Source organism: Chitinophaga sp. G7 BAM 1005, from assembly GCF_057126945.1.
On the sequence record NZ_CP181478.1, the window covers coordinates 6,015,499 to 6,027,752 of the forward strand.

General features: G+C 44.8%; 11 protein-coding genes. All 11 read right to left on the reverse strand.

Annotated elements, in window-relative coordinates; genetic code table 11:
- Positions 1 to 46: 46 nt before the first annotated feature.
- The 11 genes from ACMXI2_RS24095 to ACMXI2_RS24145 all read right to left on the reverse strand — a co-directional run bounded on the left by ACMXI2_RS24095 (position 47) and on the right by ACMXI2_RS24145 (position 12,251).
- A complete protein-coding gene (locus tag ACMXI2_RS24095; RefSeq protein ID WP_483778545.1) occupies positions 47 to 646 on the reverse strand; it encodes an RNA polymerase sigma factor in 600 nt (199 codons plus the stop codon).
- An 872-nt stretch (positions 647 to 1,518) separates the two neighbouring features.
- The gene (locus ACMXI2_RS24100; RefSeq protein ID WP_483782413.1) at positions 1,519 to 1,644 is read right to left on the reverse strand and encodes an ATP-binding protein; all 126 of its coding nucleotides are present in this window, start codon (positions 1,642 to 1,644) and stop codon (positions 1,519 to 1,521) included.
- 253 nt (positions 1,645 to 1,897) lie between these two features.
- Positions 1,898 to 3,019 carry a multinuclear nonheme iron-dependent oxidase gene (locus ACMXI2_RS24105; protein ID WP_483778546.1) on the reverse strand — a complete coding sequence of 374 codons (1,122 nt, stop codon included), beginning with the start codon at positions 3,017 to 3,019 and terminating at the stop codon, positions 1,898 to 1,900.
- Between the two features lie 33 nt (positions 3,020 to 3,052).
- Complete coding sequence (locus ACMXI2_RS24110) at positions 3,053 to 3,211, reverse strand: chryseobasin-related MNIO class RiPP peptide (RefSeq protein ID WP_370912502.1); 159 nt, start codon at positions 3,209 to 3,211, stop codon at positions 3,053 to 3,055.
- 239 nt (positions 3,212 to 3,450) lie between these two features.
- Positions 3,451 to 5,826, reverse strand: a complete 2,376-nt coding sequence (locus ACMXI2_RS24115; protein ID WP_483778547.1) for a TonB-dependent siderophore receptor — start codon at positions 5,824 to 5,826, stop codon at positions 3,451 to 3,453.
- A gap of 281 nt (positions 5,827 to 6,107) precedes the next feature.
- Positions 6,108 to 6,668, reverse strand: a complete 561-nt coding sequence (locus ACMXI2_RS24120; RefSeq protein ID WP_483778548.1) for an RNA polymerase sigma factor — start codon at positions 6,666 to 6,668, stop codon at positions 6,108 to 6,110.
- Between the two features lie 399 nt (positions 6,669 to 7,067).
- On the reverse strand, positions 7,068 to 7,205 hold the full coding sequence (locus ACMXI2_RS24125; RefSeq protein ID WP_483778549.1) for a hypothetical protein: 138 nt from the start codon (positions 7,203 to 7,205) through the stop codon (positions 7,068 to 7,070).
- Positions 7,206 to 7,215: 10 nt separating this feature from the next.
- Positions 7,216 to 7,683, reverse strand: a complete 468-nt coding sequence (locus ACMXI2_RS24130; protein WP_483778550.1) for a hypothetical protein — start codon at positions 7,681 to 7,683, stop codon at positions 7,216 to 7,218.
- 154 nt (positions 7,684 to 7,837) lie between these two features.
- Positions 7,838 to 8,791 carry a hypothetical protein gene (locus ACMXI2_RS24135; protein ID WP_483778551.1) on the reverse strand — a complete coding sequence of 318 codons (954 nt, stop codon included), beginning with the start codon at positions 8,789 to 8,791 and terminating at the stop codon, positions 7,838 to 7,840.
- Complete coding sequence (locus ACMXI2_RS24140; RefSeq protein WP_483778552.1) at positions 8,788 to 11,757, reverse strand: hypothetical protein; 2,970 nt, start codon at positions 11,755 to 11,757, stop codon at positions 8,788 to 8,790. The genes ACMXI2_RS24135 and ACMXI2_RS24140 overlap by 4 nt, the downstream gene beginning before the upstream one ends.
- Before the next feature lie 11 nt (positions 11,758 to 11,768).
- Positions 11,769 to 12,251, reverse strand: coding sequence for a DUF4280 domain-containing protein (locus ACMXI2_RS24145; protein WP_336389134.1), 483 nt, complete (start codon positions 12,249 to 12,251; stop codon positions 11,769 to 11,771).
- Between the last annotated feature and the right edge of the window lie 3 nt (positions 12,252 to 12,254).

Sequence of the window (12,254 nt, forward strand, 5' to 3'; positions counted from 1 at the left end):
GGAGAAAGCTTCTGTAAAAAAGGGGGTATTCCAATTGAAAAAAAATTTACAATTTTATAATCAGGAAGGAAATTATGATTGGCAGGCCATTATTCCTGATGTAGTCAACGATAGATGAAGAGGCAATCTGGAGGTATTTTTTTACAGTTTCCCGGCTAATCTGCATTTCCTCTGCTATTTCGGCATATTTTTTCCCTTCTAACCGGGCAAGCATCCAAACCTTCTTTTGCTGCGGCGGTAGCCGATCTACCGCATTTTTTACCAATATATCGTACGCTTCCTTTAAAGAGGCCTCGTCCTGTCCCTCTAAGCCGTCGGCCGCAGTTTGTGTAATTTGATGCCACTCCTCCCGTTTTTTGTACTCTCTATCGATGTTCTTCAGCATCCTGACTGCATGATGCCTCGAGATTACGAATAACCAGGAACGAAAGCTTTCCACTTCTCTCAGAGACTCCCTTGTTAGCCATAGCTGGGTGAAAATTTCCTGTATCACGTCGGAAGCTATATCCTGATCTTTGGTAATTTTGACCAGGTATGTAAAAAGAAGGCCGGAATACGCTTTCACAAGCATAGCAAACGCCTGCTCATCCCCTTCGGAGATCTGCAGCAGCAGTTGGCGGTCACTATTATGTTTAATACCTGACAATTAATAAGTTGATTGATCCGAATTAGCCACAATGTTATTAAAAATTTCACACAGTTAGTATTAGCTTTTGGCTCATATCATAATATCTTTCTTCGGCAGATCAGACCTGTGATCTTAAAACAAGTAGTGATTTTTCCGGGCTTCTTCGCATTCAGCTACCAATTGGGTTGCTGGATCCAAGATGGTATCAACGGGGCTGAATATGAAACGCAGGCACAAAAAGCAGCTACCTGCAAGAGTACTGGAGCCCTTACTGAAAAAGAGGCTGCTCAGTCTGAGACAGCCTCTTCTACTTACATCTGATTAGTTTCAGCTGGTAACGTTGAAAGCATCATCGTATTCCACAGTTCTCTCCCTCGCCTAACATTGTATGGAAAGGCTGGTTCAATGAAATCGAAGAAAGCTGGGTATATGGAATAGAATTAAAACCAGATCTCAGTGGCGTAATTGGTGAACCGATACTGCTATTGCGTCCGCCGGTTAAGATGAAAGATAAACAGGCTGGATGGGAAAGCCGCTCGGTTACATCGAAAGAACCAACTCCTCAATATGTTTAGCTTCAAAAGGTCAATTGACTTCCTGCAATAAAAAATAATACTATGGCGCGGTTGTATAGTACTTGTTTGCCAAAAAATATTTCTTCAGTGCAGGATTGGAAATGTCGAACGCATAATTTACCGCAAGGAGGAAACGAATACATTACAAAGCAACCCACCCCGAAAAATTCCTTTACTCATTACCGGAGCAGGGTCACCGCCAAATAAAAAGCAATAAACGATGGCGGGTAAAAAAATACTGACAAAAAGCGATAAAAACTCTGACTGATATACCGATAAAACATGAAGTGGAAGGCGACACCCTCCTGAAAAGCCTTAACCCAGCGGACAGCTGACAGTAAAAGTACTTCCTTTATTAACTGCCGAAGAAACAGTAATGCTTATTCCGTGATACCAGGCAATAGTGCTGGCAATAGAAAGCCCCAATCCGTAGCCTTCCAGTTCCGTTCTGGCAACCTACGGTAAGACCCAGGATATTAATAACAGAGAAGGTTTTATTCCGGATAAGATTCCGCCACGCTACTTTAAAATAGTTGCCAAACATAAGATGCAAAGTCTTTGATTATCTGTATCACAGAAAACAATATACCAGTTCTCAATCATCTTAATAGCAATAAATTATACACATGAAATTAAACACTTTCTTCAGTTTCAGTACAATTTGCTGTTCAATTGTGAACGGGCAACCGACTGGCTATTTCTTCCACTTCTGTGCAATCTGTATAGCGGTATCAATCATATAAGGTTCCCAGTTTTCAATTTGCCAGGCGGTATGTGCAAGGGAAGAGCGGGAGAGCGATTGGATAGCCTCCTCACAGGAAGTGGCCGATTCCAGTATAGCAGACAGTTCCAGCTGCTGATGATATAAAATTTCATCTTCAACAACCTTACCTGTTATTACCGGGTATAATGGTAAAAAGGATTGGTAAGATGATGTACCGGGTGTGTTTTTCTTCTTCACAATATTTTCCATCTTTCCAAAATCATTGTAAAAAGTAGTCCTGCTTTCCTCCGTGGTAAGGGCATTTCCAAGTTGTTCGAGCACCACATATTTAAGATGGGGACAGCGGGCTATCGTGTTTTCCAGTAAATGAAATACTTCTGCCGGAACGGCATCATCATGTGTATCTCTCCGGATTTTCTTCAGCGGGCTATTGGGAGCATTTTCCCAGCTGCCGCCTGAAATATGTATCTCCCTTACTTTATCTAACGGGTAGCGCATAATTATTTCTTCGAACGGGATATTAAAATTGTGGATCTGGCAATAGAGGTTATGCAGATCGAGGATGATAAAACCATTGACAGGTTCCAGGAGTTGTTCCAAAAAGGCGCCGTGACGTTTTACTTCGTCAAGGGAATAGGAAAAGGCCAGGTTCTCCAGTCCTACCGGGCATTCACATGCTTCATAGATCCGCTTCAACCTGTCTCTCCCAATGTCGAGTGTGGTTTTTGTATAGGGAATATTCAGCGGAGCGCCGTGATGAAAGTCTCTGCCTGTCATGAAGCCAAAATGTTCTGTCACATGATCAAGCCGGAATCCTTCCCTGACCTTTTTCAATTGTTTCAGCCAGTCGGCCTGCTCCTGGCGCCACCTGCCGGAAAAAAGGGAAAAGAAGACGCCATGACCAATGAGACGCTGTTCATTGCTGTAGGCTGTCAGTAATTCAAGAAACCAGGATGGGATCTGCTGTACTTTAAACAACGCATCAAACGACCATTCAATGGCTTCAAGCCGTGATTCTTCCATTAGCGGAAGACACGCTGCCAGTATGTTGGCGTCCAGGTTGCAGGCGGCTGCTGATAAAATTTCCGGCACCTTTTGGAATCAAGTTTAATGATAACAGGAGAATCAGCCCATTCCGCAAGCAGGACAACCATTTTCATATGGCTTTTTCACTTCTTCTTTCTTTTCTTTTGGCTTAACTGATTTATCCTTGTTACAGGAAGAGGTTGTTTGAACGGTGATGCCAATCAGGATGGCGCCGAGTAATGATTTTGGCAGTTTCATTTGATATTCATTTAAGGGATGAAATTCTACAGTGTTTTTCAAAACAAGGTTACCTGTTAAACGGGAGGAACATGGAAAAGTTACAGGAAATATATTCTTAACATTGGGTAGCGGGTTATCGATGGTCTGGAAGCGATGCGCAGGGTCATCGGTGGCTTTCTCAATAATACCAGTGATTTAAATATAGTCTGTAGAAAGATGACAACTGCAGGAGCCACCACTTCTCCTGCAGTTGTTGCTTAAAACTTAATGGTGAGGTTAGCAGTTACCCTTGTTGGGTTTTGTGCTGCCAGCCGGGTAGACCAGTACTTTTCATTGGTAATATTATCCACTTTCACGCCTATACGGTAAACGGGTTTGTCGTAAAACAGGGAGGCATCCAGCACGGTGTAGGAAGGTATGGTAAATGCAAAGGTGTTAGTGTTGGTTTGAAACGACTGGCTGCCATAGTTGCCGCCAAAAGCAAAGCCCAATCCTTTGGCAGTGCCGCGCACGAGGCGGTAGCTCACCCACAGGTTGGCCGTGGTAGCGGGTCCGGCTGAAGACGGCCGTAGTCCCTGGAATTTGGCATTCGCTTTATCCATTTTACTTTCGTTATACGCATAGCCGGCAATGATATTTAACCCCGGAACCGGGTTGGCAATTACTTCGGCTTCAAAGCCTTTGCTAAGCTGGGTTCCATCCTGGAGAGAAAATCCGCTGTGAGCGGGATCGTCGTATACAGAGTTGGTAACAGAAATATCGTAGTAGCTAAGCGTGGCGTTTAACTTCTCATTGAAAAGATCCGCTTTAATACCTCCCTCAACCTGGTTGGCCTGTTGCGGTTTAAAAGTATTGCCGCTATAATCGGTTCCCGATTGGTTCTGGAATCCATTCATATAGTTGGCAAACAGGGAAAACCGGTCCTTAATTACCTGGTATACGATCCCGAATTTGGGTGATAAGGCTGTTTGGGTGTAATTACCTACGGTGAGATCTTTACTGGGATAATAAGCCCCCAGATTGTGATAGTTATCCAGTCTCAGGCTGGCCATCACCAGCAACTGCTCTGTGATATTGATAACGTCTGAGAAATAAGCGCTGTAAGTATTTTCGCGGTTACTGTCGAATGCCAGGAATTTCAGTTTTGCGAACAGTGGTGTTACATTATCCTTGTTGAAATTATAATAAGCGTCTCCGGGAGTTCTGTAGTTAATGGCCGGCATATTCACGATGGTATCATTCCGGGAAGCGCGCAGGCTATAAAAATCCACGCCTACCACTAACCGGTTACGCATTTTACCGATACGGAAATCGCCGATAAAGTTTTGCTGGATATCTGTACCATAGTAAGGGTAGGTTTGCGAGGTAACTGCCTGTCGCAGGGTGCTGTCGCTTAATATATTCAGCTGGGTAGTGAATCCATCGGAGCTGGAGCGGGTGCGGGAAAATACCGTTTGCGATGTCCAGTTATCGGACAATTTATATTTTATCTGTCCAAAAACATTTAGCTGCTGGCTGTTATAGCTCATGGTATTATTGGCATAGGAGAGCTTATAGGGCATGCCCAGTTCTTCTACGCTATGCGCCTTGCCTTTGGTGTAGGGGGCTACCCTCATTGGAGAAGTAGCTTTGTAGCCACTCATTTCCACATCCAGTAAAATGGTGAGCCGGTCGTTTACCTTATAGGAGAAGCTGGGCGCCATCAGATAATTTTTACTGAAGCCGGCGTCCTGGAAGCTACGTTCGCTGTGAATAGCGCCGTTGAAGCGGAACAGGGCTGTTTTCTGTTCGTTTACGGGGGTATTGATATCCAATGTGAGGCGGTTCAGGTCCCAGCTGCCTCCGGAGTAAGACACTTCTCCTTTGAAGCTGTCGAACGGCTTTTTGGTAACCCGGTTAAACAGCCCGCCAAAAGAAGAAAGGGTGCTGCCAAATAGTGTAGCAGAGGGGCCTTTGATCACTTCTATGCGTTCCAGGTTAGCCGGGTCTACATTGGTATATACAAAACTGCCAACGCCGTTGCGTACCAGGTTGGCGGTGGTAAAGCCTCTTGAAGTGGCGGAGCTTCTTCCCTGGTTGTATACGATGGGGATACCTGCTCCCGGTATATTTTTGAAGGCGCTGTTATAATCTGTTACCAGTTGTTCTTTCATCAGCTCCTTCCCTACCACGCTGTATACCTGTGGGTTTTCGAGGTTTCTTAGCGGCAGTTTGGATACATCTTCGCTTTCTTTTTTGGCAAAGCGGTTTCCCCCGGTGGCCACCACTACTTCTTCGAGGTTTTGGGAAGATGTTTTCAGTTCTATCTGCAGCAGTACACTTTTGCCGTTTACTACAGATACGGCTCTCCTGATGGTTTCAAATCCCACCATAGATACTTCCAGCTGATAGTTGCCGTCCGGAATATTTTTAAAGATAAATTCACCGCTCTGGTTGGTGATCATTCCTTTTGCAATGCCTTTCAGGATTACGGTTACGTTGGTAGCCGGATGTCCGTCTGATGTGGTGATAATGCCCTGAATGGTATTATTGGCTCCTTCGTCCGGCACGCCGGCATATATCAAGGTAAATGGAAGTAGAAAAAATGTTAGAATCAGGTATGCCCTCGTCATGTTGGTCTTATCGTTTACCATGCAAAGGTGCATTGAGAAAACACCAAATTACCTACTGTATCGGGAAAACAATTTACGCAATCGGGAAATAATTATTTATCCACAAAGGCAACCCTTGGGCTGGTATTTACGCAAAACACGCCACCAGAGAGGATATCCATCTTCTCATTCCCCAAAACGGATAGCTTCCTGGTGAACCCTAAAAGGCCCACCAGGATGACCATATACAGCAAGTCCCGGCCACTACCCATTGAAGGCGGTGGGCAACAAGCATCAAATTGTTTAAAGTAAGGTTTCCCGGATTACAGGTGGGCAGGCGCAAAATAACCGCGTAAAATCTTCACGGCAGTACCAATCTGGTTTTTTACCGTTTGAATGCTGGTGTTCATCTCTTCCGCTATTTCTTTATGGCTTTTCTGATCATAATGCCTTAAACGGAAGGCCGTAGATGATTTAGGCGGTACTTTTTTATTCAGCGCGATATTCACCTGGCAATAAATTTCTTTACTTTCCAGCGGATCGCTTGGTACAAAAGCCTCATCCGGAATAACACAGGAAAATTTCCTTTCGCGTGTTATTTTATTGAGGCAGCGGTTACGTATACTCGCATAGAGGTAACTCTTCATAATGCAGCTACTGTCCCGGTTCTGGTAGTTAGCATCAATTTTCAGGAACAATTTCTTCTGCCAGAAATCCAGAAAAAATTCCTGAAGAACATCCTGTGCTTTGTCTTCGTCCTTTAGCATGTCTACAGCCAGCAACAGGAGGATGCGGCTATATTTTTTGTACACACTTGTAAATGCTTCGGCACTGCCATCTTTAAGCAGTTCCAGCAGGACGGCATCTTGGTTGTTATGTTGCATTCTCATTTCCTTTTGAGAGACTGGTTTAGGAAAAAAATTTTCGACTTCTATTGACAATACAGTGTTAGAAAAATCAAGCTTTCTACTGGTTTAACACGGTGGTTGAAAGTGGTTTATTTTGAATTCCGTTTTTCTAAATCTGGAATAAAAGTAACGTTATAAAGCATCGTAAGTGGTTAATCCGTTGTTAAGCACGAATGTTTTAGAAGTGGTAAGATCCAATACCACGGCTGCTTAGAGAGGAAAATATAAACATTGTTTAAAAATACAATATAAATGCCGGCGGTTGGGGTTAACGGACCTGAAAATAGCACACAGAAAAGAACAGATCACCATGTAGTGCCGACCGGAAAGAACAAGAGAAACAAGAGGAGAAATTATACAGATGACTTCAGGAAATCACCATCTATGATCAGGAGTTTTACGCCGGTGGCTGAACTGTATGGTTTGCCACCACGCCGTGCCGCTTTCTCCCGGGTGCGCTGTCTTCGGAATTAACGACCAATCGATAGTCTGAATGGGAATATTGGTACTCATAGCAGATAATTTAACGTACACGGATATACGCTTCTATAATTTCGTGATTTACATTCAAACTGTCAATCTTTTCTATACCCCGCTGGATCAATGTATCGTGCTGTAAACTGAGTGTAAAAGTGAAATGCATATCTTCCCAAGCGCGGTAGCTGCAATACTGGAGATGTTCTTCGTATTTATCGCCTGTTAACACATAAGTGCCCGCACCGGAATCAAACACGGCGGTGCTGCTGTCACTTCCTTTTGAAACATCATGCTTGAAAAACGCAAAATGACTGCCATCAAACATTTTGATCATCTCCTGTCCTTTTACCGGGTAGGTATCTGTGGTATCTCCGTTCTTGATCATCTTACTGTAAGCTAATTTCCAGGTACCTGTCAAAGGTAATGCACCAGCGGTTTCCGGCGTTTTTGTTTCCGCACAGGAAACAACGGTCCATCCAATAATACCAATGGCAGCAAGCATTCGTAGGTTCATAACGTTTAGATGTTTGAGTGAAAAGTTTTTGATAAGCCCTGTTCGGAGCGGAACACAAGGTTAATAAAAAGATGCTGATTTTAAAATATACGGCAAAATAAAAGGGAACAACATATCCGTTATGCTGTTCCCTTTCTTTCATAAATCAGTTGTGTTACCTGATCACCTGCAGCTGATCACTGCCTGCCGGCTTATGCAGCAACAGGTTATATATCTTATACTTATTGTCTGTAATACCTGCCAGGGCCGATTCTCCCCTTAGTTCATCATCTGTCCGGATTAATCCCACTACCCTGCCATCACCAAAAAAGCGCAGTTCATAATGCTCCAGTGGCAACATTTCCAGGTGATAAGCTTTGATCTGATCAAACCGGTTCCAGGTTTCTGCTGCATCAGCAGGTTTGTTCTGAAAATAAGCCTGTTCCGTTTCCAGTTCCCGGTTGTAGATCTGCTCCGCTACCGCGTTCATGTTGCCGTCTGCCATTAGTTTGCGGTATTGATTGTAAAAGGCCAGCACTTCTTTTGTGAGCTGCGCCTTATCTTCTTTCCGGAGATCCTGGCTTTGGCTCCATCCTTTCAGCTGGTAAGGGGTAGAAGCCTCAAAGGCGCCTTTAAATTCGAGGTAAGGCACATTATCCAGCTTTATTTCAGGCATTTTATAATAAAAGAGTTGTTTGTATTCTTTTGGTTTTTCTTTTTCTTCATCGCCATACAGTACTTTTACTTCCAGGCCGCAGTTTTTTGCCAGTAAAAACGGATCCATCTTATCATCGTCGTCTACTTTTGGAAACACCCTGATAGTAATGGTCTGCTTACCGCTTTTCAGGATATTGGGAGATACGGGCCATACTGCGCCACCCTGGTTCCCGCTGCCAAAATCCGTATAGGCGGGCATATCATTAACCAATATTTCATAAGTACAATTGTAGCTGTTAAAATCCAGGATAAAACGTGGATTATAGTCATATTTCTTTACCAGTTTATAACTGTTCAGATATTTTTCCTTAATGCCCTGATTCATGCTTTCTTTTTTTGCATTTGTTCCCTGCCCGCAGCTATGCAGGCCGATCATTAAAATTAATGAGATGATAACTGCTGGTTTACTCATCCGTCCGATTCTTTTTTTGTTAAGTATATTTTTTTCAAAGAGATCTTTTTCTCATCAATACCGATTTCAAAAGACGCTTTGGGATTGGCTTCCACCAGTTTATTGTATTCGGCCGGCTTCTCCGGAGCCCCTTTCTTCTTCTTTACTTCTTTTGTTTTCTCCCCTACATTCACCTTTGCCTCTACATACCCTTCAATTTTTATGCCTTCAAAAATCAGGTCAAACCCCACAAACAACCCGGCGTCGTCAGATCCAATCCTGGCCTGTAACCCCAAACCGGAGCTTCCTTCCAGTCCTATCCCCAGCGCCACCACTACTTTTACCTTAAACGCGGTGGCTGTTTTACTCAGGTACAGCTTACATTCCAGCTTCACTGACACGGCAGCGCCGCCCTTTATCAGGTCTTCTTTCTTTTCTGAAGCGCCGGCTGTACGGGTAAATACATTCCCTCCTACCGTGTTGTGTTTAAAGGTAGCTTCCAGGTCTATTTTACCGGATAAGGTTACACTGATATCCACTTTGCTGTCATCGTCTGCGCAGATGTACAACAGTGCATCCACCGCTTTTAAGATAGCATAGGCAATGGGATGCCGGCGGCAAAGCAGTTCCAGGAAGTCCCATTTCAGATCGATCCCTACCAGCGGTTTTGCGTCCAGCTTTACCAGCACGGTTTTGCCGGCGCCCCATAGTTTGCTGTCGCCTTTTTGGGGTGGCATGGTTTCATAATACCACGAGGCCGCCAGTCCCAGCTTTGGAAACTGCAGTTCATAATCAAATGGTTTCCGCTGCATCCGCTGGATGAGCCCCTGGATATTTTTATCCGGGTTTCCTTTATTCTTGTTGATAAACTCGTCGGGGTCTTTTCCATCATCGCCGGAAGTATCGGCTTTGTTGGTATGGTTGCCATGAATAATGTTCCTGAACTCTTTTACCAGGTTCCATCCGGCTTTTAATACATTGTAGTATTTGGCGATCATATCCTCAATGGGATCCACGCTCTCGGTATCATTATTCCATTCCACCTTGATGGAAAAATCGAACTCCTTCAGCAGTTCAATCAGTTCTGCAAAGTTACCTTTTGATTTTACAGGTTTGGGCGCCGCCTTTTTATCTTTTGGCAGCGCGAACATCTCACCGAGTTCAGTGCCCAGCTCCTCATTGTGGCGATCCAGTGTAGGCGTGGGTTTGCTCCAGCGGCCTTTTGCAGCTTCGCCGATCTTCTCCACCCCTTCCAGCCGGTTCATGGTAAACCGTTGCAACGCGTTCTTTATTCCTTTACCGTTATTGGCTTCCGCGAATTTGGTTTTCAGCGCGTCAAAGTCGGCTTTGTCCATGTTGAACGCCAGGGCGGCGGTCCATTTTATGTCGGGGTACACGGCAAAGTCGATGACATGTTTCCAACGGCAGGTTTGAATGGTTACCGGGAAATGATCGGCCTGTGCGGCGGGAATCCACAGGTAGCCCAGGATTCGCTCGAAAACTAGGTGATTATTTTCATCAAAGAAATTATACTTATACTGTGCGTCAAATTCCAGCTCTTCATCCGATACTTTTATCACGCCGGAAAAAGAAGCATTGGTATCTCTTTTAAATTTATAGTTATTGGCTTTTATTTCAAATTTCCCTTTGGCCGCACTCTCTTTCTCTTTTTCCCGTTTTACGCCGGCCTTCACATCTTCTTTCTTATATCCTTTGGCGCCAAAGCTGCTCAGGTCTATTACATGATCTTTATGCTTCGGTGAAGCGGTACATTCATCTTCATGGGTCACCAGGCTTTGTACACTGAGTTTGATGGTTTTCTTTGCGGTTTCACTTCCTGCTACTATATTATAAGTGAGATTTTCCGGGGCTTTAAAGTCCAGTACATTTTCATCAAAGATGGTTTGTACCCCGTCTTTATCTTCCACGGTGATCATGCCATACTTGCAGGGCTGGAACTTGCGTGTGTTGGTAGGAATATCACCGGCCAGCACTGGTTTATTGCCGCCATACATCAGGGGAGATTCCTTCACCTGGGGATCTTCCTTCACGCTGAGAAAACACTTCGACAACGTTTTAGAGATCTTGCCATCGCGCGTTTTTACAATAGGGTATATTTCCAGCACTTCGCCTGCACCGGGCTTCCATAGGTCATCCAGGAAAACGTCTACCACTATTTTCTGTACAAAATTCTGGTAAGTAATGGAGCCGGCGGCCACCTTCATATCTTTTCCTGATTTATCCTTTACCACATAATCACTTACCTGCAAAGCCTCTCCGCGGGTAGTTTCATCCGGCAGGATGGGCATTATTTTCACCTGCCGGGTAAAATACTTGATGGCATCATCGGGAGTTTCCTTTCCTTTTTCCTTCTGGGCTTCTCCTGCAACGCGCTCCCAGGGCGGCAGATCATCATCGGCAGTGGCGGTATCATTGTCCATCAGGAAGATCCGTAATTCCTGGCCGTACATGGCGCGGGTGTAAATATGCAGTTGTACGCTTTCCCTGAATTTTTTATTGCCTCCGGTGATAATTTTGCCATCATTATTGGCTGCAAACTCCCGCCACTCTGCCGACAGGATCGCCGGTTTTCCGCGCGCAGCAATAAAGTAACCATGCGCCGCCGAATTGGTAGGCTCATGCCCGTCAAGGAACGGCTCCAGCCAGCCGAGTCCGCCGCCCTCTACTATCTTCGGGAAGTTGGGATGCACCACTGGACCGTTCAGTGCTTCGTTTACATCTGTTTTCTTAAATGTAAGCGTCCGCAACATCGACCAGATCCAGCGGTACGGCGTTTTGTCGCCTTCCGGCAGTTTCAGGGGAACGGTGAGCTTCGTGGGTGCCGGCAATTTCTCCACCATAGTGGTAATGCGTTTCATTTCCGCCCGCACGGTTCCCGCCTCGTTTAATACCGCGGTGGAAGTTTTCACATCTACCGATCCTTTGGCGGCCGGGACTGTGACTACGAGCTTTTTATTATCAGACATGGCAACTATTTTTAAAACGGTTGTCCCTGTGGAAACCGGATCAGAAATAAATCTTCTTCTACTTTCTGTACATCCATCATTGGATTCAGGTGCGTTTGCACTTCTTTATCGGCCTTCTCGGCATCTTTTTTTGTCATATCGGCGGTTTGCCCGTGAAAGGTGATGGAGATACAATCTTTTCCGCCGGTAGCACAGGTTGCTTTACTATCTTCCAGCAAAATATAAGCATCTCCCGGTAATACCACTTTATCATAAAACCCGCTCCAGGCGGTAACCGACGGAGTACAAGGGTTATTATTCTTTTTACTGCAACTGCCAAAGGTATTCGCTTCAAAAGGCTGACCAATATCTTTGGTATTCCCCAACGGTTTCTCTGCGCCGTCTTTATCGTTGATATAATGCACCTGCTGACTCTTCACTTTCAGCTTATCAGGGGCGGTACCAAACTGGCACTTGCAAACAGCGCCCTGACAAACCAGATGTTTTTCGCTCATATC

What these genes read in the sequence shown, in the direction of transcription:
- ACMXI2_RS24110 (WP_370912502.1), bottom strand. Translation starts at nt 3,211, where the DNA reads ATGAAACTGCCAAAATCATTACTCGGCGCCATCCTGATTGGCATCACC.
- ACMXI2_RS24120 (WP_483778548.1), bottom strand. Translation starts at nt 6,668, where the DNA reads ATGCAACATAACAACCAAGATGCCGTCCTGCTGGAACTGCTTAAAGAT.
- ACMXI2_RS24130 (WP_483778550.1), bottom strand. Translation starts at nt 7,683, where the DNA reads ATGAACCTACGAATGCTTGCTGCCATTGGTATTATTGGATGGACCGTT.
- ACMXI2_RS24125 (WP_483778549.1), bottom strand. Translation starts at nt 7,205, where the DNA reads ATGAGTACCAATATTCCCATTCAGACTATCGATTGGTCGTTAATTCCG.
- ACMXI2_RS24115 (WP_483778547.1), bottom strand. Translation starts at nt 5,826, where the DNA reads ATGGTAAACGATAAGACCAACATGACGAGGGCATACCTGATTCTAACA.
- ACMXI2_RS24145 (WP_336389134.1), bottom strand. Translation starts at nt 12,251, where the DNA reads ATGAGCGAAAAACATCTGGTTTGTCAGGGCGCTGTTTGCAAGTGCCAG.
- ACMXI2_RS24140 (WP_483778552.1), bottom strand. Translation starts at nt 11,757, where the DNA reads ATGTCTGATAATAAAAAGCTCGTAGTCACAGTCCCGGCCGCCAAAGGA.
- ACMXI2_RS24135 (WP_483778551.1), bottom strand. Translation starts at nt 8,791, where the DNA reads ATGAGTAAACCAGCAGTTATCATCTCATTAATTTTAATGATCGGCCTG.